This window comes from Flavobacterium plantiphilum (assembly GCF_046000495.1).
GTDB lineage: Bacteria > Bacteroidota > Bacteroidia > Flavobacteriales > Flavobacteriaceae > Flavobacterium > Flavobacterium plantiphilum.
The window spans coordinates 4,543-28,318 of the sequence record NZ_JBELQA010000007.1 but is presented as its reverse complement, the minus strand read 5'-3'; the positions used below and the strand labels follow the sequence as shown (position 1 = coordinate 28,318).

General features: G+C 36.4%; 20 protein-coding genes and 1 pseudogene. 8 read left to right on the top strand and 13 right to left on the bottom strand.

Annotation, left to right across the window (positions count from 1 at the left end):
- Positions 1 to 8 precede the first annotated feature (8 nt).
- From ABS764_RS12575 to ABS764_RS12550, 6 genes are read left to right on the top strand one after another with little or no spacing between them, the layout of a single operon-like run.
- Positions 9 to 1,013, top strand: coding sequence for a Nit6803 family nitrilase (locus ABS764_RS12575; RefSeq protein ID WP_408082154.1), 1,005 nt, complete (start codon positions 9 to 11; stop codon positions 1,011 to 1,013).
- The gene (locus ABS764_RS12570) at positions 967 to 2,085 is read left to right on the top strand and encodes an MSMEG_0568 family radical SAM protein (RefSeq protein WP_408082153.1); all 1,119 of its coding nucleotides are present in this window, start codon (positions 967 to 969) and stop codon (positions 2,083 to 2,085) included. Before ABS764_RS12575 ends, ABS764_RS12570 begins: the two co-directional genes overlap by 47 nt.
- Entirely contained in the window at positions 2,082 to 2,690 is a 609-nt protein-coding gene (locus ABS764_RS12565) for an MSMEG_0567/Sll0786 family nitrogen starvation N-acetyltransferase (protein ID WP_408082152.1), read from the top strand. Before ABS764_RS12570 ends, ABS764_RS12565 begins: the two co-directional genes overlap by 4 nt.
- Position 2,691: 1 nt before the next feature.
- A complete protein-coding gene (locus ABS764_RS12560; protein ID WP_408082151.1) occupies positions 2,692 to 3,654 on the top strand; it encodes a sll0787 family AIR synthase-like protein in 963 nt (320 codons plus the stop codon).
- Positions 3,655 to 3,659: 5 nt separating this feature from the next.
- A complete protein-coding gene (locus tag ABS764_RS12555) occupies positions 3,660 to 3,938 on the top strand; it encodes an MSMEG_0570 family nitrogen starvation response protein (protein ID WP_408082150.1) in 279 nt (92 codons plus the stop codon).
- Positions 3,939 to 3,944: 6 nt separating this feature from the next.
- Complete coding sequence (locus ABS764_RS12550; protein ID WP_408082149.1) at positions 3,945 to 5,207, top strand: MSMEG_0569 family flavin-dependent oxidoreductase; 1,263 nt, start codon at positions 3,945 to 3,947, stop codon at positions 5,205 to 5,207.
- Between the two features lie 39 nt (positions 5,208 to 5,246).
- Here ABS764_RS12550 and ABS764_RS12545 read toward each other — a convergent pair whose 3' ends face one another.
- From ABS764_RS12545 to ABS764_RS12535, 3 genes are all read right to left on the bottom strand, one after another.
- Positions 5,247 to 5,459, bottom strand: a complete 213-nt coding sequence (locus ABS764_RS12545) for a DUF2798 domain-containing protein (protein ID WP_408082148.1) — start codon at positions 5,457 to 5,459, stop codon at positions 5,247 to 5,249.
- Positions 5,460 to 6,671: an NO-inducible flavohemoprotein gene (gene hmpA / locus ABS764_RS12540; protein ID WP_408082147.1), complete on the bottom strand. Its 1,212-nt coding sequence runs from the start codon at positions 6,669 to 6,671 to the stop codon at positions 5,460 to 5,462. It abuts the gene before it with no gap.
- Positions 6,672 to 6,992: 321 nt separating this feature from the next.
- Positions 6,993 to 7,142: a sulfatase/phosphatase domain-containing protein gene (locus tag ABS764_RS12535; protein WP_408082302.1), complete on the bottom strand. Its 150-nt coding sequence runs from the start codon at positions 7,140 to 7,142 to the stop codon at positions 6,993 to 6,995.
- Between the two features lie 421 nt (positions 7,143 to 7,563).
- Here ABS764_RS12535 and ABS764_RS12530 point away from each other — a divergent pair, with 421 nt between their 5' ends.
- Positions 7,564 to 7,818, top strand: a complete 255-nt coding sequence (locus ABS764_RS12530; RefSeq protein WP_408082301.1) for an L-rhamnose mutarotase — start codon at positions 7,564 to 7,566, stop codon at positions 7,816 to 7,818.
- A 287-nt stretch (positions 7,819 to 8,105) separates the two neighbouring features.
- Here the strand turns inward: ABS764_RS12530 and ABS764_RS12525 are convergent, their stop codons facing one another.
- From ABS764_RS12525 to ABS764_RS12480, 10 genes are all read right to left on the bottom strand, one after another.
- On the bottom strand, positions 8,106 to 9,413 hold the full coding sequence (locus tag ABS764_RS12525; RefSeq protein WP_408082146.1) for a PcfJ domain-containing protein: 1,308 nt from the start codon (positions 9,411 to 9,413) through the stop codon (positions 8,106 to 8,108).
- Entirely contained in the window at positions 9,413 to 9,787 is a 375-nt protein-coding gene (locus tag ABS764_RS12520; RefSeq protein ID WP_408082145.1) for a PcfK-like family protein, read from the bottom strand. Before ABS764_RS12520 ends, ABS764_RS12525 begins: the two co-directional genes overlap by 1 nt.
- A 27-nt stretch (positions 9,788 to 9,814) precedes the next feature.
- Complete coding sequence (locus ABS764_RS12515) at positions 9,815 to 10,174, bottom strand: DUF7222 domain-containing protein (protein ID WP_408082144.1); 360 nt, start codon at positions 10,172 to 10,174, stop codon at positions 9,815 to 9,817.
- A gap of 40 nt (positions 10,175 to 10,214) precedes the next feature.
- Complete coding sequence (locus ABS764_RS12510) at positions 10,215 to 10,604, bottom strand: single-stranded DNA-binding protein (protein ID WP_408082143.1); 390 nt, start codon at positions 10,602 to 10,604, stop codon at positions 10,215 to 10,217.
- A 358-nt stretch (positions 10,605 to 10,962) separates the two neighbouring features.
- Entirely contained in the window at positions 10,963 to 11,388 is a 426-nt protein-coding gene (locus ABS764_RS12505; protein ID WP_408082142.1) for a DUF1810 domain-containing protein, read from the bottom strand.
- A 28-nt stretch (positions 11,389 to 11,416) separates the two neighbouring features.
- A complete protein-coding gene (locus ABS764_RS12500; protein WP_408082141.1) occupies positions 11,417 to 12,781 on the bottom strand; it encodes an exonuclease domain-containing protein in 1,365 nt (454 codons plus the stop codon).
- Positions 12,782 to 12,833: 52 nt separating this feature from the next.
- A complete protein-coding gene (locus ABS764_RS12495; protein WP_408082140.1) occupies positions 12,834 to 15,899 on the bottom strand; it encodes a DNA polymerase III subunit alpha in 3,066 nt (1,021 codons plus the stop codon).
- 4 nt (positions 15,900 to 15,903) lie between these two features.
- A complete protein-coding gene (gene dinB / locus ABS764_RS12490) occupies positions 15,904 to 17,085 on the bottom strand; it encodes a DNA polymerase IV (protein WP_408082139.1) in 1,182 nt (393 codons plus the stop codon).
- A gap of 624 nt (positions 17,086 to 17,709) precedes the next feature.
- Positions 17,710 to 19,656 carry a tetratricopeptide repeat protein gene (locus ABS764_RS12485; RefSeq protein ID WP_408082138.1) on the bottom strand — a complete coding sequence of 649 codons (1,947 nt, stop codon included), beginning with the start codon at positions 19,654 to 19,656 and terminating at the stop codon, positions 17,710 to 17,712.
- A 52-nt stretch (positions 19,657 to 19,708) separates the two neighbouring features.
- On the bottom strand, positions 19,709 to 20,428 hold the full coding sequence (locus ABS764_RS12480) for a glycosyltransferase family 2 protein (protein WP_408082137.1): 720 nt from the start codon (positions 20,426 to 20,428) through the stop codon (positions 19,709 to 19,711).
- A gap of 232 nt (positions 20,429 to 20,660) precedes the next feature.
- On the opposite strand from ABS764_RS12480, the pseudogene ABS764_RS12475 reads away from it, so the two are divergent.
- Positions 20,661 to 23,776, top strand: a pseudogene (locus tag ABS764_RS12475) (hypothetical protein); the annotation flags it as partial.

The following is a 23,776-nucleotide window of genomic DNA, read 5'->3' as shown; positions in this document are numbered from 1 at the left end:
AAACAATTATGATGTATAAAAAATCTATTGTAAGAGCCGCAGCAGTTCAAATTGCTCCCGTATTAGAAAGCAAGTCAGGTACCTTAGCTAAGGTAGCAGATGCTATTGTAAAAGCTAGCGCTAATGATGCTGATATTATCGTTTTTCCAGAAACTTTAGTCCCTAATTATCCTTATTTCTCATTTATAAAACCAGCGGTAAATATAAAAAAAGATCATCTAAAATTATATGATGAAGCGGTGGTTGTTCCAAGTGAAGATACTGATTTTATAGGGAGTTTAGCAAAAAAAAATAACATAGTAGTGGTTTTAGGTGTTAACGAACGTGATGGTGGAACGCTGTACAATACACAACTTGTATTTGATACAACAGGAGAACTGGTTTTAAAACGTCGAAAAATAACACCTACTTATCACGAACGAATGATTTGGGGACAAGGAGATGGCAGCGGATTGAAAGCAGTACATACATCAATTGGAAAAATTGGTGCCCTAGCTTGTTGGGAACATTACAATCCACTAGCTAGGTTTGCACTGATGAATGATCATGAAGAAATTCATTGCAGTCAATTTCCAGGTTCAATGGTTGGACAAATTTTTGCAGACCAAATGGAAGTAACCATGAGACATCATGCACTAGAATCGGGATGTTTTGTAATTAATTCGACAGGATATTTATATCCGGAGCAAGTTCAAGAAATAACAGGAGATCCCTCCATGCAAAAAATATTGGAGAAAGGCTGTTTTACAGCTATTATTTCGCCGGAAGGCGTCATTATTTCAGATGTTTTGACGGATGGGGAAGGAATTGTCTATGCCGATATGGACATGAGTCTTATTACAAAAAGAAAACGAATGATGGATTCGGTAGGACATTATTCAAGACCCGAATTATTATCGCTAAAAATCGATAAAAATCCGAAAAACCTAATGCATGAATCAAAATCACTATTCAACGAAAAAGATCATGAACAGCACACTAACACTAGAGAGCAATCATACGTTACTGAATGAAATTCAAACAGAAGGTATTCGTATAGAAAACACAGCTGATTTGACCATTCGTAAAGGAGGTGCAGGACCTACAGATCATAAAGCGATTACTATTTTCAATACCACTTTAATGATTCCTGTATTTAGTTCTGCAGCAAAACAATCTTCTTTTGAAGCAACAACCCCAACCAAAATGGGAATGGCTTCACTGAAGAAAAACGGTAAAATCATCACCACAATTCGTTTTGTTGGTGAACCAAAATTTTACAAAGAACAAACCTCAGATGGTATTCCTTTTTGGAAAATCGCACGTTTACATAGCAAAGATGTATTAGCGACAACTGTACTTCAAAATTGTATTCGCTATAAAGAAAAAGAAACATCCTGTCAATTTTGCGCTATTGGAGAATCTTTAAAATATGATACTACGATAGCCTATAAAAAACCACAACATCTAGCAGAAGTAGCTAAACGAGCAGTAGAATTAGACGGTATTTCTCAATTTATAATGACAACTGGTACACCGGCAAGTTCAGATCGTGGTGCTAAAATATTATACGAAAGTGTTTCAGCAGTTTCAGCAGCGGTAACCATACCCATCCAAGTGCAATGTGAACCGCCAGATGATTTTGAATGGTTTGACAAACTTAAAAATGCCGGCGCAAGTTCTATAGGAATGCATTTAGAAGCCGTTTCTAATCGGGTTCGAAATAAAATTATGCCTGGCAAAGCCGAAGTCTCCATCGCTTTTTATTTTAAAGCTTTTGAAGCTGCAGTAAAAGTATTTGGAAAAGGAAACGTAAGTACCTATATACTTGCAGGATTAGGTGATACCAAAGAGGAAATTTTAGAAATGTCTAAAGAATTAATTGCTATTGGAGTATATCCATTTGTGGTTCCTTTTGTTCCGGTAGGAAACACACCTTTGCAAAACCATGCTTCGCCAAATAAGGATTTTATGCATGATATATTAGAGCCACTAGCTCGTGAATTAGTCAATGCAGGAATGACTTCTGACACTTTAGAATCAGGTTGCGCCAAGTGTGGGGCCTGCTCTACCCTCTCTTCATTTGAAAAAAAATATGCGCTATGATTTATTTTGAAAAAGACAAAAAATTCACCGGATTAGATTTCATAGACATCAATATCCCTAGTGATAAGGCACAACTAGTAGCCTACTTCGAAACTCGAAAAACAATTTTTTGTGAAGAACAAGGTCTTTTTCAAGTTTCAGATTATGATGAAAAAGATGTGCATGCCATACCTATAATTGCTGTAAATCATTATCTGGGAACTCCTGATAGTGTGGTAGGTGTGGTTCGAATTTATGAAGAAAATAAAAGAGAATGGTTTGGTGGTCGATTAGGAGTAATAAAAGATTACCGTTCTTTTTCAAAATTTATTTGCCCCAATTTATTTAAAGAAAAAGATGTTTCTGCTTTGTACCAAATGTCGGTTGCTGCAGGTTTAATATATAGAGCGGTTTCATTGGCTAATTATATGGGTTGCGATAAATTTTCAGCCTATGTTCAGGAGCAAAATGTAAAACTTTTTCAACGCTTGCATTGGAATATCGAAGCGGATATTGATTTGCATGGCATAAAACACTTTCTGATGAATGCTAATTTAGAGGCATATCCAGCAGTGCCGGTCTATGCGAGTTCAGATTCGATTGTATCATTTTCTAAAGTAGCTTAAAATGAAAGAATGCACAGAGGATATGCTTGCAAGTATTGCCAGTTTGAGGAATCACACCGATATCACAGATAAAAGAACGATTCAGCAAACCTATAAGGCTATTGGTAACGAAACAAAAAGTAGTGTTTTTTTTCCAGATGATAATGCAACCATTTTGCTTGGTGATGATACCGCTGCTATACCGCAAAAAGATGGAAGTCATCTGTTATTAGCAGCAGAAGGTATTGTGAATCATTTTTTAAAATCAGATCCTTGGTTTGCAGGTTATTCTGCTGTAATGGTAAACATCAGTGATATTTGTGCCATGGGAGGCTTGCCTATTGCTGTTACTGATACTATTTATTCATTTGAAGCAAAAGATAATGAAGCCATTTGGGAAGGAATGTCAGCTGCTTCAAAAGCCTATGGCGTACCCATTGTGGGCGGACATAGCTGCTACCATTCTAATATTAATGCTCTGAGTGTTTCCATTTTAGGAAAAGCAACACATAATTTATTAAGCAGTTTTGATGCTCAGCCAAATGATGCTTTGTTATTGGCTATCGATTTAAAAGGAAGTTATTATAAAGAATATCCTTTTTGGAATGCTAGCACGACAACCAGCAGTGAGAAATTACAAAAGATGGCTCAATTGCCCTATGAAATTGCAAATAACAAATGGAGTAAAGTAGCCAAAGATATTAGCATGGGAGGAATCATTGGTACATTATTAATGCTCTTAAATACGTCCAAAGTGGGTGCCGAAATTAATATCGAATCGATTACAAAACCCGAAGATACAACTTGGAAAAAATGGCTTTCCAGTTTTCCTAGCTATGGTTTTTTGTTTAGCTGTTCTCCAGAGCACGTAAAAAATATCCAATCTTTATTTACAGAAAACGGTATCAACTGTGATCATATTGGGAGTATTAATCAACAACCCGATTTATTTATAAATTATAAAGAACATCAACTTAAATTTTAAAAATCATGCCTATAACATACGTCCAAATCGAATGGCCCGATAATCAAACCGATCAGGTTTATTCCCCATCCAGTGTCATTGAAGACTATTTTAAAGTGGGAGAAACGCTTAGAATAGATACTTTTTTAGAACGATGCAACAGTAGCTTAAATGAAGCTAGTGAAAGAGTACGAAAAAAATTTGGTTATGCTTGTACCTCTGCAGAAGCTGAATCCTATAGAATAAAATTGAAATGTGAAGATTATGAGGTTTCAAAAATTGTAAAAATAATATCAATAAAATAAAAGAAGATGAATCACTATCAAGTTATAATTGTTGGAGGAGGTCAGGCAGGTCTTTCCGCAAGCTATTGTTTAAAAGAAGATAATATAAACCATTTAATTTTTGACCGAGGCCAAATTGGAGATACCTGGAAAAACCACCGTTGGGATTCTTTCTGTTTAGTTACCCCCAACTGGCAATGCAGATTACCTGGTTTTGATTATGATGGAAATGATCCTAAAGGATTTATGTTGAAAGATGAAATTGTAGACTATGTAAAACGTTATGCACAATCCTTTAACCCACCAATAAAAGAAAAGGTAGAAGTATATAATGTTTACAAAAAGGAAAACGAATCTATTTTCAATATAGAAACTTCAATAGGCAACTACACTGCCGATAAAGTGATTATAGCAACAGGAGCCTATCATATTCCGAATATGTTACCCATATCAAAGGATTTTCCAGATCATGTTGTGCAAATACACTCTGATAATTATAAAAATCCAGAACAAGTTCCAGACGGAATTACTCTGGTGGTTGGATCAGGTCAGTCGGGCGCACAAATTACTGAGGATTTACACTTGGCTGGAAAGAAAGTTATTCTTAGTGTTGGAACGGCTCCAAGAGCACCAAGAGTATATCGAGGAAAAGATGCTGTAGAATGGTTAGAAGAAATGGGGTATTATGACCAACCGATTGAATTGCATCCTGATCCGGAAGAAGCCAGACATAAAACCAATCATTATTTGACAGGAAGAGATGGTGGGCGTGATATTGATTTACGAAAATTAGCTTCCGAAGGCGTTATCTTGCGTGGTCAAATTAATCAGGTTAAAGACACTACCATCATGTTTCAAGATGATTTAGAATACAATCTTGATGAAGCAGATAAAACCTATAATAGAATTCTAGACAATATTGACAACTATATAAGCAAAAACAATATTGATGCTCCCGAAGGACGCCGATATGAAGCTATGTGGAAACCTACAGCAGAAAATAAAACCGATTTAGATTGTATAAAAGATTCTATTACATCCGTTATTTGGAGTACGGGTTATAAAGTAAAATATGACTGGATTGATTTCCCTGAGGTATTTGACCAACGAGGCTTTCCTACCTATGACCGCGGTATTACTAAAGAACCTGGTTTATACTTTTTAGGTTTACCGTGGTTGCACACCTGGGGATCCGGAAGGTTTTCTCATGTTGCACAAGATGCCAGATATATAGCGGAACATATTGCCAGCTGTTATGAAGAAGTAGAAACCTGCTTGAATAGAAAATAAAATATTTAAACAAAAAAGGAAACCGTCTCGATTACGTTTTTAGACGGTTTCTTTTTTATCTGAGAAAATAAAAAAAGTTAAAAAATTTGAAATTAATGATGCTACTACCCAGGAGCGCATCCATGAAAATATAAAATCAGTGTTATCGCTGTAATTAATAAACGCTAATATTAATGTTATTAAGAAGGCTGTAGTAAGATTTTTTAAAATTTTCAGAATTACTTTGCGTGCAGAACCATCCTTTACTTTCATTTAATTTAAGTTGATCAGCTGGGGGCCGAATTCTTCATAAAATATATTTTCAGCATTTACATTTAAATTAATCAGGCTTTCATACTGTACTTTGATGAAAATTTCCGGACCGCAGATATAAAACCTGGCATCCTGCAGCTGTACGGCATGAAGACATTTTTCCAGATTAACTCTTCCAATGAAAGTATCTGCGGGAAGATTTTGAAGGTTCTTTGCCGAATCATAAAAAGTATAGGTCTCAAGCCATTGAGTATTTTGTTTCAAATGCTCGATATGGTTTTTAAATGCATGAACCGATTCATTTCTGCAGCCGTGGATCCAGACTGTCTTTTTGTGCTGCAGCGATTTCATGTTGGCTTCCAGCATACTGACCATAGGAGTTAACCCTACACCGCCGCTAATCAGCACTAATGGACTCTTTGAGTCTTTTTCCAGATGAAATAAACCTGAAGGTGCCGAGATTGAAACAATGTCTCCCTCGGACTTCGCATGCAAAGCGTTGGATACTGTACCTGCCGGATTTGAATGCATTCCGGACTCTTTTTTTACCGAGATTCTGTAATATTCAGCATTATAAGAGTTGGAGAGACTGTATTGTCTTGGCTGAAGTAGGTTTAATTCCCTAATAAAGATCTGAATACTGATAAACTGACCGGGATGGAAATCTGCAATGGCTTTACCGTCTTTTGGATAGAGATAAAAGGATTTAATTTCTGCTGATTCCTGGTCGATTTTTTTGATTACAAAATCTCTCCAGCCGTTCCAACCTCCTTCTTTTATTAAATTATCAGCATATAATTCTTTTTCTATTTTAATCATAATATCGGCCAGTTGATAAAATGCCGTGGTCCAGGCTTCAAGAATTTCGTCAGTAGCAGGTTCTCCGATTACTTCTCTAATTGAAGCAATAAGATGTGTACCGACTATTTTGTATTGTTCAGGCTGGATGTTCAAGCTTGTGTGTTTTGAGCCAATTCCTTTCAGAACGTCAATCAGTACAGCAGGATTATCAATATTCTCGGCATAGGCAAGAACAGCATTTGCTAAAGCTGATTTCTGTCTACCATTGGCTTGGTTACCCATGTTAAACATACTTTTAAGTTCAGGATGATGCCTAAACATTCTTTCATAAAAATAGTCTGTCAGCACTTCACCGCTCTGGCGGAGAATGGGCACTGTGGCTCCTATGAGCACTTTTTGATTTTGAGTCATTTTTTTTAATCTATAGGATTTCGTAAATATTTGTAGTGCATTTATTCAAAGCGCTTTGTTTGCTACACTCACAAATTTAAAGCTGTCAGGACACTCTTTTTTATGATTGAAATCATAAACAACCTAAAAATTAATAAAAGTTCCAACCGCAAAAAAATTCCGAATAAAATCAAAATCCATTTAACTTTAAGCTAATATCCTTTGGATGCTATTTTAGCAGTAATCACTGTTAAACGAATCAAAAAGGCATCATTGAAAAGCCATATTTTTGATTAATACTAACTGAACTAAAAGTATTCAAAGTCAAAACAAATATTTCACCTATTGAATATAAATAATCATTGAATTAAAAGGAAGGGTACAATATATTAATTTGTACCTGACGGTAGTGATAACGTAATGACGACTTACGTCATGCTCCGAAGAATGCTCGTAATAATGATAGTAAAGGGCTTTACGCCAGAAGGGTATTGCCTTGTAAAATAGTAACGATACTTCTTCCCTATATATCAGAAGGAATTGTTATTTGAGCAAGATCTAAGAACCTTTAGGCAAAATCAAGGTTCGATACCAGATCATTTTTTACCTCTGCTGTTTTAATCTGACCCGACCATTTAACAAGTTATATGCAATTCGAAGAAGGGTTTCTATAAATGATGAATATTATGGTTTGGTATGACAGAAGAATTATTGGCTGGAGTTTAAGTGATGAAATGAGCACAGAACAAACAAGTCTTAAAGTATGGAAAATGGGAGTCTAAATAATAATCAAATTAATTACAAAAAAAATGTGGCTTATTTTATAGTGCAGTTTTGTTTGCATATCCATTTAAAAGAGGATTAACAATTGATTGCAGTATATAAAGCACACCCTAAAAAAGTTTGACCGGAAATTACAAAAAACATCAATGATTCTGCGATTGAGATTCTGGATATATATGTTATAGGTAATCGTATGTTTATGATAATTGAAGGGAATGGTAGCCTTTATTTTGAAAATGAATCAACTATAGATGCTAATAATCCTAAATTTCAGGAATGGGCAGAATTGATTTGGAAGTTTCAGCAGGCTTTTCTTTTTGCAAAGTCAGGAGAGAAATGGATGCAGGTGGGAAAAATATTGGAATTGGAATTGGGAGAAAAATAAACGATAAAATACTTAAATGATTTCAATATGCTTTCAACGAATGTAAAACTGCTGTCTCAAGGTTCTGTAGTATCAACAAATAACTTTGATCTTTAAAAGTTTAAATAGTTTAAGAAATGAATACGAAAGATCTTTGTTATGCCCAATACATTAATCTAATTGTATTGTTATAAATTAAAAGGATTTTTGTTATTATCAAGACGCCCCGTAATTGCTTACGAAAGTAAGAGCAATTACGGGGCGAAATTTTTCAGCCCTTTTTCACGGGCTTTTTTTATTAAAAATTATTACTTTACTGTTTTATTCTTTTTAATTCGGTTACGTATCTGATACAGATTTTTTTTCATCAGATTCAGAATCATTTTATGCTGTTTTGAGTTTTTGTTTTTCAGTCCTCTGCATTGAACAATTTTCATTTTAGAAAGAGAAACTTCTATGGTTTCTATGGGGGTGTCATCCATTCGGGCAGAGAAGATTAACGAATCTTTTTTCTTGAAATATTCATTAGTAAAAAGGCAATGATGTAAAGCGTCTCCCTCTTTTAAAAAATCCTGAACGTTTTCTAATACAGCGATTTTGAGATTTTCATTTGAAAAAGTTAATCCAAAAAAAGTTTTTTTCTCCTCTGTATATGAAGCTTGCGCCTTTGCAATTTCGGCACGCATTTTTTCAAGGTATTGTTTATGTTGTATGGTTCTTTTTTTCAAAACCAATTTATCATGTAACTGATGGAGGTTTTCAGGACAAACTAAAGCAGGATTACAAAGGTCTTTTTTAAACCAATGCAGCAGTTCGATATAATCAAACCATAAATCATAATCTTCAATAATATAATGGTGCTTCAAATAGGTTTTAACCGCTTTCCAATTTTCTTTGATACGTTGTCTAGAGGTTTGGATATAATAGTAGAGCATAGCCGTTTGTCCCGATTTTAAAAGCGTTTCGGCAATGGAATCACTTAAAATAGCAACAAACAAAAGTTGGGGTGCTATTTTGTAACAAGAAGATTTAAATCCGTTTCGTTTTAGGATGGGCAGGATTTTCATTTTAGGAAAAACCTTGTAGGGATTGATAGTGTACTTAGGAGTGTCTAGAAAACTCTTTGGACGAATTTCAAGTGTAGAATGCAGTTTCCAGGCATCATATGCCTGTGAAAATAGGTTAGTACTAAGTGATAAACTACGTGTTTCACCTTTTGCATTAATCCAATGCTGCATCACTTCTTTGTGGGTGTAAGTAGGCATACAATTTTTTTTCATTTCTTTATAAGAACAAATGATACGTACCACTTGAAAGTTCGCTTTGGTGTCTAAAACAGCTGAATATTCGATTTCGTGAAAATGCACCTGATTGTATTGGAACATTTTCAGTTTACAGTTACAGGCAGTACACTTTGTGAAATTTTGGCAAGCTGTGTTTTTAGTGTCAGGTTTCCAGGAATGTGCACATTCCAGACAGTGAAATTTGCCTCTTGATAGAGCCGCCCATTTGAGAAAGATATTTTGTTCTGCCCATTTTTTCATCTCGGTATTGATAGGAGTTAGTGAAGCACTTAATGCCGTAATTTCTTTTTCGATTTTGGTTTTAGGTATCATCAGTCAAAAAGTGTTAAGGTGGTTTGATTCGATTGAGGGGTTGGAAGGACAGTCCTTTTTTCTGTTGTTTTTGGAGTAGCTGCAATAGGAGTCGTAAACAAATCAGGCGTTGCCGTGTGTTGTATGTTGACATTGTGTTTGTTTTCCGTTGGGATTATAGTGTCATCGTTGTAGTATTGGACAGCCAGACCAAATATTTCGTTGTCAGCAAAGGCACATAAACCTGTTTTTTTGACTTCAGTTAGGATGTAATGGATACAATCGTCCAGGCTTTTGGATGTTTTTTCCAAAGCAGGAGCAAAGACAACATCAGTAGTTGCCTTTTGCTGAAGATAATTATCTATGATAGCTTTAAAGTTTTCAGATACTTTCATGATAATGAGATTAAATTTTCAGTAGCATTATTCGAAGATGTTTACATAGAGGTCAAAACAATATTCTTCAAAGCAAAGCCAACACATAAAAGTGTAATGAGGCAATTCGTATCGGTTTGCAATAGAGTCGCCCACTGAGGCTTCTACATCCGTTTTAATACTTTCCAAATCCTCCAGATGAGCGATGTAAAAGGCTTTACAATCGCTGTGATAGATGAATTCTCCAATCATTCCGCTGATACAGCCAGCCTGTTTAAGGTCATTCAAAAAAGCTTTAAGTTTTTGTTTTTTAGAGCCGTCATAGCTTTCCATATGAGATAGAATAATTTTATTGAATACGCTGCTTACTTCATAGATTCGATAAGAGGTTTTGTTAAAGGCTTTCATAACTTGATTTTTTAGGCTTATACATGTTGGTTAACAGCTATTAAAAAGGCAGGTCATCCGGTTCTTTTTCATTATGGGGATTTATCGAAACCTCATTAAGATTGGTTTGCTGTTGCTTTTTGGAAAAGACAAGAAATTTGATAGTATTGGTATGAAAGTTCAGGCTTCCTTTAGCCTCGCCCTTATTGCTTAAGTACACACTCAGACCGATACGTCCGAAGAGTGCTACCAGAGTCCCTTTTTTAAGCCATTGGGCAAGCTTGGTGTTGAGCCAGTACGAACATTCGATATAGGTTACAATTTCTTTGGTTTCAGTACTGCCTTTAGGTTTGTAATGGTCATTTACAGCGATACTAAAATTGACTACTTCTTTGTTGTTGCCCACCTTATGAATAGTGGCGTCTGCGGTTAATCGTCCAATGATTTCCATAGCTTTGAGAATTAAGAGTTACTACTATTTTTGTTTCTCTTTAACCGTTACCAAAAAAAGTTTTCAAAAGAAAAAACGGAAAAAAAGAAAGCCAGATTCAAGTAGCGCATCCGGTACATCGGGCTATAAGTCCCAAAGGGTGAGCCAATGCAGTGCAGCTCATTATGCGCACGAGGTAGTGGGGCGTTACTATCTTAGCTGCCCTTTTAGTCCGTTTCAGCATGAAAACCAGACTTTAAAAAAATATTTGAATAAGCTATCGTTCTACAGTAACCCAAAAGTAGCACCCATAACAAGAGTTAAGTAGCAATGCCATGACTAAACAGTCTGGTATTGTTGAGGAGTAATAAGAAAAAAATTATTTTTTTTGTAATAATTCCAGTGTACGGTTGTCAGGAACTCCATCAAAGTAGGTATCCAGTACCTGTGCAAAAACCGGATTTGCATTAGGGACAGCAGCAAATAATGTCATCGAAGAGTGGAGTTTTAAATTGTCAGGAGAACCAAAAACCGCTGTAGCAGTTTTATCTTTTAAGGCTGATAATGCTGTAGAAATTTCAATCAGATGTTTTCCCAGTACAGGATGAGAGAGATAGCGTTGAGCTTCGTTTAAATCGTTAATTCCATAAAATACAGAAGTCTTGCTCAAGCCCAAACCTTTGAGTTGAGGAAAAACAAACCACATCCAGTGCGTTTCTTTCTGTCCTTTTTTGATTTCTGAAAGAGCTTTTAAATACACCTGGTTTTGCGCTTCCAGAAAACGAGTTAATTTATTTGAATCCATGTATTTTGGGATATTTAATTTAAAAAAGTTATTGGAAGAAAACTTTTGAGGGATATTTTTTTATGAAGCTATTAATTAACTGCATGATGTAATGATTACTTCGAGAAGGAGTAACCACTTCTTTTATTTCTGAAATACCGGTAAGAACAGTATCTAAAGATATATAGCCCATGCCATAAAAGTGTCCCTTTTCGATCCAGAGACAACTACGCTCGTCTTCAGAACGCCCATTATCTATTATAGCAAAACTTTTTTTACTATTACGCAAAAAAGCAATAGCATTTTCAATCTGCCGGTTGTGTTGGTTAACATCGGGAAGCTCCAACAGCCTATTGGGACGTACAGCAGCCCCTTCATTAATCGTTGCATAGTGACAAAACTTTTGATCAATTTCAAACTGCTCAGCGAGATTTCGGAGCTTGTTAATTGCTTCATAGCGACTATTAAAAGTTTCTAAACAGGCATATAATGTGTTTCGTTTTCCAATAGCCAGATATTGATAACCGTTACGGGCTTCATAATGATAGAGACCAAATTGAGGTTCAAAGCGTTTTAAAGCGCGATTGTATAGAGGCCAGTGCTTTTGAATCTCATGACACTCTAAAATCAAAGCCATGAGTTCAGTAGCACAGGTTTCAAAAGAAATAGCATAAATCTCGCGCAGAAAGTGTTGTCTTTGCGAATTAACTTTATGACCACTAAAATGAGAAGCTACTCTTTTTTTTATATTCACAGCCTTACCCACATAGATTACTTTTTTGTTTTGATTATAGAAGTAATAAATGCCGGGTTTATCGGGTAATTGTTCAAAATCTTGTGGTGGAACGTTAGGAGGTAAACGTTGATCCTGAGAGGTACTTTTAAGCATCGTTGGAATTACATTTTCAGAATCCCATTGCTGTAATAGTGTAAAAAGAATAGCCGTAGCATCCGCATCACCACCTGCACGATGTCTGTTCTCTAAAGGAATGTTCAGAGCCGTACAGAGTTTTCCTAGACTATAGGACCCCAATCCGGGTTTGATTTTTCTGGCTGCTCTCACCGTACAAAGTTTCCGGGCAGTCCATTTAAATCCCGATTTCTCCAATTCATGACGAACAAACGAGTAGTCGAAGTTTACGTTATGGGCGACAAAGACACGGTCACTAAGCAGGAGTTTTATTTTCTCCGCCACCTCGTCAAAAATGGGTGCATCGGCTACCATTTCATTTGTAATACCTGTTAAGGCAAAAATAGCAAGCGGTATCTCTTTTTGTGGGTTTATCAGTGTTTCAAAGCGTTCGAGTACCGTTGTTCCGTCATGAATGATAATAGCAATTTCAGTAATACGACTTCCACTGGCATTTCCGCCTGTGGTTTCGATATCTACTATGGCATATTCGAGTTTTTTCATTTCAGTCACCAGATTACAAAATTATCAAATGATTGCTAATTTCATTTCACTTTTATGGATTACTATTTGTCATTTTATGGCGTGGCAAATGGATTTCGTTTTCCTGCGGATAAGGAGCCCGATGGGTCATACTTATATCTTCACGCAGTTGTTGGTGTACTTTGTAGGCTCTGTCCGTTGTATTGGAATATCTGGGATCAGCAACAAAAGGCATTTTGGTCATTTTAGAAATAGTTATGGTAGGAAAATGATAATCCACTTCTACACGTCCCATAAGCAAGTAACAGCCACCGCCCTGAAACGGATATTCTTTCAGGCTGTCTGTGAAATGCGCCGTGTCGAAAAAGGAACCTTCAGCATCAATCCAGGTACCAAAATACATCGCACCCATTTTAGTAGGAACATGTTTTCTGGACACTAAGTAAGCCAGCATACGAACCGTTTTTTTATGAAAATTCGCTAATTCTTTTGCCATCACATCCCCTCGAAATTTGGTTTTAAGCAGATCAAAGGGCGAGCAGGATACGGGAAAACTTAATAGTTCAATCTCATCAAAAGCGTCCTCAAAGAACGAGCGTTCTAATACAGGCAGCTGATATTCTCTGACCGCTTCCTGAATCAGCATCAGGTTTCTGTTTTCAGGTTTAAAATTAACCAGTATCAATCGGGCAATTATTAATAACTGATTTTTGGTTTTTCCTGTAAAACGGAAAGCACCAATAAAAATCAAAATCTGAATGCCTTCAATACCAATTGGAATGCGATTAATAAAATCTTCTAACGATTTAAAAACACCATTTTTCTCCCGTTCTTGTTGTATTTGCAAAGCTGTTTTCGATTCCAGTCCCTGCAACAGCATCAACCCTAAATAGACGTCCGTACCATAGAGAACGGTTTCAAATTCACTCTTATTGACACAAGGATTGTGTATTGTAGCTCCCGACATTTTTGCCTCATGAACATAGACTTCAGTTCTGTAAAAACCGCCCTGATTATTAATTACCGCCACCATGAATTCAATCGGATAATATACTTTGAGGTACAAACTCTGATAGCTTTCTACAGCATAAGAAGCAGAATGTGCTTTGCAAAAAGAATAGCCGGCAAAAGATTCAATCTGACGGTATATTTCTTCAGAAAGTTTTAATGGATGCCCTTTCTGGGTACAACAGCTAAAGAAATTATCCTTTACTTTCTGTAAGGCCTCTTTAGATCGTCCTTTACCAGACATTGCCCGACGTAAAATATCCCCATCTGCAGCAGCTAATCCTCCATAATGCAAAGCAATTTTGATTACATCTTCCTGATACACCATAATGCCGTAGGTTTCGCCCAGTTGCTGCTCAAACACCGGGTGAAAATATTCGAATTCGGTAGGGTTATTGTGGCGAAAGATATATTCTTTCATCATCCCAGACTGAGCTACCCCGGGACGAATGATTGAAGAAGCGGCGACCAGTGTTTTATAATTGTCACACTTTAACCTGCGTAAAAGACCACGCATGGCAGGACTTTCAATATAAAAGCAGCCAATTGTTTTTCCTAAAGCTAAAAATGCATTACAGCGTAGCTCATTCTTTGAAAGGGAAGTATCACGAATATTGAGACTAATCCCCCGGTTTTTTTTAATCAGTTTGACACTATCATCTATATGACCAATTCCTCTTTGGCTCAAAATATCAAATTTTTCCAAACCGATATCCTCTGCAATATGCATATCAAAAAGAGCAATAGGGAAACCTTTGGGCGGCATCTCTAATGGGGTGTAATTGGTTATAGGCTGTTCAGAAATCAGAATACCACAGGAATGCATACTCCTTTGGTTGGGGTATTTTTCAAGCAGCATACCAAAGTGCTGAACCTGTTTCACGATTTGATTACCAGCGTGTAAATTCATGGGTTTTTTAGCCAGTATGTCCAGTTCTTCTTTAGGTAAACCAAAAACTTTACCTACTTCCCGAAAGATCGATTTATATTTAAACTCCACATTGGTACCACAAAAGGCAACGTGTTCCGCACCATAGCGGGAGAATATATATTGGAGAATGCAATCCCTTTCTTTCCAGCTCCAGTCAATATCGAAATCGGGTGGACTTTTGCGATTCAGGTTTAAAAAACGTTCAAAATACAGATCCAGTTCTAAGGGACAGATATCGGTGATTCCAAGACAGTAAGCCACAATACTGTTGGCACCACTGCCGCGGCCAATATGCATAAATCCCTGGCTGTTACTATATCGGATAATATCCCAGGTGATTAAAAAATAACCACTGAATTGCAATTGGTCGATTACTTTTAATTCTTTTGCAATGCGTGCTTTTGCTTCAACATGATCTTTACCATACCGCCATACAAGCCCCTGTTCAGCAAGAGTAGACAATAGCGCAAGATCACTTGCGCTGTCATTGGTATAAAATTTTTTATTCTTAGGAGTACTAAAATCAAATACAAAATTGCAATCCTGAATGATTTTCTCGGTGTTTTTGATGATTTTGGGATAATACTCATAGCATTTCAAAATCCGCCCGACGGAAACCATAATTTCAGAATTCCTGCAATAATCAGAAGGAGTTAGTTTCGATAAGATGCAATTCAGATCAATAGCCCGAAGAATTTTATGCAATTCAAATTCTTTTTTTGTTCGAAAGGTTACCGGTTGCAGGACGACCATTTTTTGCTGTTTGTCTTTCCATTCTGACAAAATAAGTTTTTGTAATTGTTCAGGACGAATACCAATATACTCATGCTCTTTTAAAAACGGCGGGACATTTTCTAATGGATAAATAACAAAAACAGATTCAAAATTGGGTGCTGCCAAAGGCAATGAAGTTCCGTCAAAATTATGTTGGGTCAGGAAGCGGTTCATTTCCGCCAGTCCATTAGTATTTTTAGCCAGTCCGATGAACCTTAATCGTTGTTCTGAGCGAAATTCCATACCTACAAGGGGCTTTATACCTGCAGCATCACAGCCTTTAATAAAATCGTAAATTCCCGTTACAGTATTGATATCGGTTAACGCCATAGCAGTAACCCCACAGCTAACTGCCTGTGTAATTAATTCCTCCAGAGGGATTGTTCCATAACGTAAAGAATGGAACGAATGACAGTTGAGGTACATGGAATTAGGATTTACGCTTTAAAATTTCATTTTTATTGTTGGGTTTGAAAGAAGCTCCTGCACAGCGCATCACGGCATCAAAACCGTAGCGTGTTTTCATTTTATCCATAGCGGCGTATAATGCCAGCATTTGCTCCGTATCCTGAAAAAGATCAATTTGGTAGGTTCCCCGAACGAGTCCGCTAAATCGGATTCCAATGAGTCGAAGCCGCATTCTGCGTTGGTATAATTTATCAAATAAATCCGTAACGATTTTCGTCAAAATGTGATCAGCAGAGGTATATTGTACCCTGCATTGTTTGGTTTCCGTATCAAAATTGGCATATCGAATTTTAATCACTACAGTAGAGGTAAGCCATTCTTCTGAGCGCAACTGAAAAGCCAGTTTTTCCACCATCCCCAGTAATAATCTTTTAAGTTTTGGAATATCAATAGTATCCTGTGTAAAAGTATGCTCCGTCGATATAGATTTTCTTTCAGAGTAAGGTTCCACAGGATTGGTGTCGATTCCATTGGCTTTTTTCCACAGTTCTATACCATTTTTTCCAATCATTTGTTGCAAAACTTCAGCGGGCATTTCAGAGAGCGTTTGAATGGTCCGGATGCCGATTCGGGAAAGGAGCTGAAAGGTTTTATCACCCACCATTGGAATTTTCTGAATGGATAAGGGGTTTAAAAAAGGCCGTACCAAATGTTGTGGTATTTCCAGGTTTTGCTTTTGTTTTCCTTCACCGGTACCAATTTTAGAAACCGTTTTGTTAACCGATAAAGCAAAGGTTAGGGGTAAACCTGTTTCTTTTGTAATAGTCGCAGCCAGTTCATTTGCCCATTTGTAGCAGCCGTAAAATTGATCCATACCGCTAATGTCCAGATAAAATTCATCAATACTGGCTTTTTCAACCACAGGTGCATTTTGTTGAATAATCTCGGTAATAGTATGCGAGAATTGAGAATACAATTCCATATCACCTTTTATTACTTTGGCCTGTGGACAAAGTCTAAGTGCCATAGCAATAGGCATAGCAGAGCGTACGCCAAATTTGCGGGCTTCATAGGAGCAGGAAGCCACAACGCCCCGATCGCCACCGCCAATAATTAGTGGAATACCATTTAATGCAGCATTACTCAGTCTTTCGCAGGAAACAAAAAACGTATTCATGTCGATATGTACAATTGCTCTTTCCATGATCATCTCATTTTACATTTTGCAAAATTAGTACATATTGTAACAATTACAGTTGTATTTTTAGTTACAAATTGTAACAAAATTTCGCTACGACTTTTTCGGTTACTTATCAAATAGTAAGAGTAAGAAATGAAAGATTTCAGGAGAAATGAGCTAAATAATTGAAACTACCGCAGGAATGTTTGAGAAAATAAGGATTTTTCTTCTTTTTTGCAATACCGCAGAAGGCCTGTCATTACCACATCGGCATTCCGGCTGAAGAGGATATAATACTGCCCATCAACATGGATTTAGTACATTTGTTCGTTATATTTAAAAATGGAGTACTGATTGATGACCAGTCTTATATTATAGAAATTCAAAGTAAGTAAATGGAATATAAATGTCTGATCTTTTATCCGATCCATTCATTGAATATTTCTGATATTTTAGAAATTTTGGAATAAAATTTCAAAACGTACCAATAAGAAAAGGGACTGGACTGATCGGTATTATGGGGCTGTTTAAAAAACTCTAAATGATAACAGCTTGAAACAGTATTGCTCATCGATTACAGTTTCATAACCCAATGATTCCAATCCGGATTATATATTAATCAAAAAGCAGAATTAAATAAAACCAATTTTATTTTTTTATAAACTCGGCATAATAGTGATTTGCTTTTTCTGTATTTCCTAATTGTTGATGCGCCATAGTTAAAAATTTTAATGCATTTTTTTCATTTGGATTTAATTCATAAGCTTTTTCAAAAGCAGTGATAGCCCCCTTAAGGTTTCCAGATGCTGCTAAGGTATTTCCGTAATTCATCCATAATTCAACAGAACTTTTATTCATTTTTAGTCCTTCTTTAAATACTGCAATGGATTGAGTATATTCTTTTTTACTAAATAAAGCTGCTCCATAATAATTGTATGTGTTTTCTAATATGTAATTATTTTGTATCAATTCTTTATAAATAGCAATGGCTTTGTCTAAATTATTGTTTCTAAAATAAGCATCGGCTAAATTAGCTTTCAGGGAATAATCCTCTTTTGCTAATGCCAAAGCCTTTTTTGTAGTTTCTATCGATTTTTCGTAGTCTTTGATTCGATAATAACAAACGCCTAAATTGGTTAGAGATCCTTTATCTTTGGGATCAATTGCTAAGGCCTTTTTATAAGCATCAATAACTAAAGGCAATTGTTGTTGCTGAAGTTCAACATTTGATGGTAATTGGTTAAATAGCACGGTTGCATAATTAAAATTTACTCTTGCGCTATTGGGCGCATTTAATAGATCCTCAGTAAATAAAGTGGCATTTGATTTCCAAACTTTATTTCTATTATAAGTTTTAAATGCAAACAACAGAAAAACAAAGCATAGAAAATAAATTGATGGATGATAAAAAGTTTTTAATGTTTTGTTTTCTGAAAAATAAAGTAATAAAAAGACAACAGCAATGATCATTCCTAAAACAGGAGTGTATAATAAGCGGTCTCCCATTGTCGTTCCAATAAGAACAACGATATTACTAGCAAGAAAAATGGTAGTAAAGAAAAATAGTATTCCTAAACTGATGATACTATTTCTTTTTCTAAAAAAATAAGCTAAAAAGAAAAGTATTCCAATAAGCAGTGAGCTTATTATAAATGATAAAGAACTTAACGGAACACAAGGAATTTGATTAAAAGAATAATCATAACTCATTGTGTATGGATAAATAGACTTAATAATATACCGGGCAAATATAGTAAACCCAGTTGCTGTTTTAGTCATTACATCATCGCAACCAAATAATGAATTATCCAAATATGAATACTCAATTCTTTTGAATGGCGAGCTTAAAATAATGTAACGATGTAATAGCAGCCACAATGCGCTAATAGAAATAATTGGGATTATTTTGGAAAATAAAATAGTTTTTTCTTTTTTATATTTTAACCAAAATAAAAAAACAAGTATGGGTAAAAATAAGATCCCGGCTTCTTTAGACAGTAAGCATAAAAGGAAGGAAACGATTCCGAAAATCTGAAAAATTTTCTGTTCTTTGATTAAAAGCAAATAAATGCTTAGTGTGAAAAAAAGGAAGCAAAATATTTCATCCCGACTCTTGATGTTGGCTACTACTTCGGTATGGATAGGATGTACCGCAAACAGTAAAACGATAAAAAAGGGAATCCAAACATTGTATCCCTTTAGATAATAATATAAGACTTTGAATAATAAAACAATACTTAAAGCATAGTACAATACATTAAAAAAATGATGGATAAAAGGATTATTAGGAGCTAATTGCCATTCGATGGCAAAGGCTATCAAGGACATTGGTCGATATAATCCTGCATTTGAATCCCAGTATCCCTGCCAATAAAGTGTAGAGAATAATTCGGGAATTCCCGCTAAGCCTTTTTGTACCAACTTATTTTGTTCGATTACAGCAATGTCATCTAAAACAAATCCGTGGTTCAAAGTATTAGCGTACAGTAAAAATGAAACAATGGCTAAAAACCAAGTCATTTTTTGGAAAATAAGTTCTTTATTTAAATTATCTTTTTGATATGTATCTGCAATTGTTATGTTTTTTTTACTCATACTACTACTTATCGGTTTGTTTTTTAACAGTTTTTGTTTACTGTTTGAAAAATTATTTAGCTTTAAAAAGTCCGTATTTGATAATGCAAAAAATAGCGTGAAAACCGTCTTTCCAACTAATTTTTTTGCCGTCCGCATAGGTTCTTCCATAGTAGGAAATTCCAACTTCATAAATTCTTATATTAGGAAACCGAACCATTTTAGCAGTAACTTCGGGTTCAAAACCAAACCTTTTCTCTTTTAAAGAAATATTTTTGATAATCGAAGAATTAAACATTTTGTAACATGTTTCCATATCAGTCAAATTTAGGTTCGTAACCATATTGGATAAAAACGTCAAGAACTTATTGCCTATAGTATGCCAAAAAAATAAAATGCGGTGCGGTTTGCTTCCCATGAACCTGGATCCATAAACTACATCCGCAAAACCATCTAAAATGGGTTTCAATAAGAGATTGTATTCTTCAGGGTCATATTCTAAATCAGCATCTTGAATGATTACAAAATCTCCTGTTGCATTAGCAATCCCCATTTGAATAGAAGCTCCTTTACCTTTATTGTTATCAGTTTTAAAATATTTTATAGAAAGTTCAGAATGCAGTGCTATAAAATTTCGAATTAATTTTTCTGATGAATCAGTAGAACAATCATTAATAATTATAATTTCTTTACTGGTATTCTCAGCTAAATTAACAGTTTCGATTTTTGACAAAAGTTGGATTATTGTTTTCTCCTCATTGTAACAAGGAATTATGACGGAGAGTTTTTTCATATAAAAAAATAAAATATTAGGAGAAAAATAGTTATTATGGTAATGCTTTTTCTATTAAGTAATTTTTTTTTTTAGACATTCCATTTTTAAATTCATCTGTGATGCAGACCAAAAGTAATAAAATTAAATTTTAGATAAACTTAAGATATAAATGTTAAAATTTACATTTTTTTTATAAGTTTGTTCTTGCGTAATAAGAAACAATTTTAAACCCCCCAAATTAAAAATGCTTATGAAAAACAACTTTACTTTTATGTTAATATGGTTGCTTTGTGTTTTTTCATTAAATACTACAGCTCAAACACAATTTTGGAGTGATACCTTCGAGGATACAGGAGCTCCAAGTAGTGGAACCAGAACGCCTTCAACCGATACCGGATTTCCTTCCGTTCCTTATGCCTACTATTTCATGAGAACAGATGGGACTAATCTTAATTTACAAGCTCCTTTCCCGGGTGATCCTTTTACAACATACCAGAATGTTCAAGGAGTAAAATTTTGGGCAGGAGAAGATACAGATAGAGCTAAAACAGGAGTTCATGATACAAACGATAAAATACAAAATATTACATGGACTGGAATCAATATTAGTGGTAAAACAGGGCTGACTTTTAAAGGTTTTTTTGCAGCACATAGAAATCAAGGATGGCAAAATCCAACTTTTGGAGCTACTTATGATTTTTTGATTGTAGAATATAGTATTGATGGTGGCGCCTGGACAAGAGTTGGAGGTTTTAATGGAGATACATCATCAACAAATGCAGGTTATCTTTCTGAAGATACTGATGGTGATAATTACGGTGATGGAACTCAACTCTCTAAAACTTTTCAGGAATTCAACTGGAATATTTCTGGAACTGGTACAATTTTAAGTTTACGTTTCAGAGTGAGTGCCGATGGTTCAGCGGCCCAAGAATTTGCAATCGACAACTTCCGTTTATTTGAAGCTCCTTCATGTACAAATCCTACTGTAAGTTCTAATCCACCTAACAGAACAATTTGTAATGGTAATAATACAACTTTTAGTATCACTGCGACTGGTGCCACGGTTTTTCAATGGCAAGTAAATACCGGTTCCGGTTTTACTGATATTACTAATGGAGGTGTTTACTCTAATGCCACAACAAGTACTTTGAATATCACTGGAGCTACAGCAGGAATGAGTGGGTATCAATACCGCTGTGTGGCTAAGGACGGTTCTTGTAGTACCAATTCTAATTCAGGAACTTTAACTGTTTCTTCTATTTCTACAGCTACCGGGGCTCAAAGTAATGTTTCTTGTTTCGGAGGATCCAATGGAGTTGCGGCAGTAACTCCTACAGGAGGAATTTCACCTTATACTTATAGCTGGTCACCTTCAGGAGGTACAGGTTCTATTGCAACCGGTCTTTCTGCTGGAACTTATACTGTAACAGTAACAGATAATATTGGTTGTATTGCTACACGTAATTATACGATTACTCAGCCCACAGCATTAGCAGCAAGTGCAGTCTCTCAAACAAATGTTGCCTGTAGTGGTGGTGCAACAGGAGCTGCTTCTGTTAGTGTGAGCGGAGGAACTTCTGGATACTCATACGACTGGACACCAGGTAACCCAACGGGAGATGGAACTAATTCGGTTACAGGTTTAACAGCCGGAACCTGGACATGTACTGTTACAGATGCAAATTCATGTACAACTTCAGTTGATTTCACAATAACTCAACCACCAGCACTTTCTCTAACAGCATCCTCACAGACTAATATTGCTTGTAATGGAGGTTCAAATGGAGCAGCTTCGGTAAATGTTGCTACTGGTGGTGCCGGAGGTTATACTTATAACTGGACTCCAGGAAATCCTGTGGGTGACGGAACCACGTCGGTTAGTGGTTTAACAGCTGGAACCTGGACTTGTACCGTAACGGATGCAAATGCATGTACGGCGTCTGTTACTTTTACAGTAACTCAGCCTTCAGCATTAGCCTTAACAGCTTCCTCACAGACTAATATTGCTTGTAATGGAGGAACAAACGGTGCTGCAGCTGTAAATGTTGCTACTGGTGGTGCCGGAGGTTATACTTATAACTGGACGCCAGGAAATCCTGTAGGTGACGGAACGACTTCGGTTAGTGGCTTGACTGCTGGAACCTGGACTTGTACAGTTACCGATGCAAATGCTTGTACAACTTCAGTTAATTTTACAATAACTCAACCAACATCACTTTCTTTAACAGCAGTTTCTCAAACAACTGTAAGTTGTTTCGGTGGAGCAAACGGTGCCGCAGCTGTAAGTGCAAATGGTGGCGCAGGAAGCTACACCTATAACTGGACACCAGGTAATCCTACCGGTGATGGAACAGCATCAGTTTCAGGTTTAACAGCTGGATTATGGACGTGTACCGTAACAGACGCAAATAGTTGTACAGCCACTCGAACATTTGCAATTACTCAACCATCGGCACTCACACTGAACGCATCCTCACAGACTAATATTGCTTGTAATGGAGGAGCAAACGGTGCGGCAGCTGTAAATGTTGCTACTGGTGGTGCCGGAGGTTATACTTATAACTGGACGCCAGGAAATCCTGTGGGTGACGGAACCACGTCGGTTACAGGCTTAACAGCTGGAACCTGGACTTGTACCGTAACGGATGCAAATGCATGTACGGCTTCTGTTAATTTTACAGTAACTCAGCCTTCAGCATTAGCCTTAACAGCTTCCTCACAGACTAATATTGCTTGTAATGGAGGATCAAATGGTGCGGCAGCTGTAAATGTTGCTACTGGTGGTGCCGGAGGTTATACTTATAATTGGACTCCAGGAAATCCTGTGGGTGACGGAACGACTTCGGTTAGTGGCTTGACTGCCGGAACCTGGACGTGTACAGTTAGCGATGCAAACGGATGTACTGCATCCCAAAACTTTACAGTAACTCAACCGACTGCTTTAGTAGCAAGTGCCGCTTCTCAAACTAATGTTTCCTGCAATGGAGGTTCGAATGGTTCTGCAACAGTTAGTGCAACAGGTGGAACTGGTACATATACCTATTCATGGTCGCCATCTGGCGGAACTGCTGCAACAGCAACAGGACTTACTGCTGGAACTTACACAGTAACGGTAACCGATGCTAATTCTTGTACAGCAACACAAAGTTTTACTATCACAGAACCAACATCACTTATTGCTTCGGCAGCTGCACAAACTAATGTATCTTGTAATTCAGGCTCAAACGGTTCTGCAACAGTAAGTGCAACAGGTGGAACTGGTTCATATACCTATTCATGGTCACCATCTGGCGGAACTGCTGCAACAGCAACAGGACTTAGTGCTGGAACTTACACAGTAACGGTAACCGATGCTAATTCTTG

Bases quoted from the DNA above. Each gene is read 5' to 3' on its own strand.
- ABS764_RS12545 (WP_408082148.1), bottom strand. From the start codon at position 5,459: ATGAAAGTAAAGGATGGTTCTGCACGCAAAGTAATTCTGAAAATTTTA.
- ABS764_RS12480 (WP_408082137.1), bottom strand. From the start codon at position 20,428: ATGAAAAAACTCTCCGTCATAATTCCTTGTTACAATGAGGAGAAAACA.
- hmpA (WP_408082147.1), bottom strand. From the start codon at position 6,671: ATGACTCAAAATCAAAAAGTGCTCATAGGAGCCACAGTGCCCATTCTC.
- ABS764_RS12560 (WP_408082151.1), top strand. From the start codon at position 2,692: ATGAAAGAATGCACAGAGGATATGCTTGCAAGTATTGCCAGTTTGAGG.
- ABS764_RS12505 (WP_408082142.1), bottom strand. From the start codon at position 11,388: ATGGATTCAAATAAATTAACTCGTTTTCTGGAAGCGCAAAACCAGGTG.
- ABS764_RS12515 (WP_408082144.1), bottom strand. From the start codon at position 10,174: ATGAAAGCCTTTAACAAAACCTCTTATCGAATCTATGAAGTAAGCAGC.
- dinB (WP_408082139.1), bottom strand. From the start codon at position 17,085: ATGGAAAGAGCAATTGTACATATCGACATGAATACGTTTTTTGTTTCC.
- ABS764_RS12510 (WP_408082143.1), bottom strand. From the start codon at position 10,604: ATGGAAATCATTGGACGATTAACCGCAGACGCCACTATTCATAAGGTG.
- ABS764_RS12570 (WP_408082153.1), top strand. From the start codon at position 967: ATGAACAGCACACTAACACTAGAGAGCAATCATACGTTACTGAATGAA.
- ABS764_RS12520 (WP_408082145.1), bottom strand. From the start codon at position 9,787: ATGAAAGTATCTGAAAACTTTAAAGCTATCATAGATAATTATCTTCAG.
- ABS764_RS12525 (WP_408082146.1), bottom strand. From the start codon at position 9,413: ATGATACCTAAAACCAAAATCGAAAAAGAAATTACGGCATTAAGTGCT.
- ABS764_RS12500 (WP_408082141.1), bottom strand. From the start codon at position 12,781: ATGAAAAAACTCGAATATGCCATAGTAGATATCGAAACCACAGGCGGA.
- ABS764_RS12550 (WP_408082149.1), top strand. From the start codon at position 3,945: ATGAATCACTATCAAGTTATAATTGTTGGAGGAGGTCAGGCAGGTCTT.
- ABS764_RS12485 (WP_408082138.1), bottom strand. From the start codon at position 19,656: ATGAGTAAAAAAAACATAACAATTGCAGATACATATCAAAAAGATAAT.
- ABS764_RS12555 (WP_408082150.1), top strand. From the start codon at position 3,660: ATGCCTATAACATACGTCCAAATCGAATGGCCCGATAATCAAACCGAT.
- ABS764_RS12495 (WP_408082140.1), bottom strand. From the start codon at position 15,899: ATGTACCTCAACTGTCATTCGTTCCATTCTTTACGTTATGGAACAATC.
- ABS764_RS12575 (WP_408082154.1), top strand. From the start codon at position 9: ATGATGTATAAAAAATCTATTGTAAGAGCCGCAGCAGTTCAAATTGCT.
- ABS764_RS12565 (WP_408082152.1), top strand. From the start codon at position 2,082: ATGATTTATTTTGAAAAAGACAAAAAATTCACCGGATTAGATTTCATA.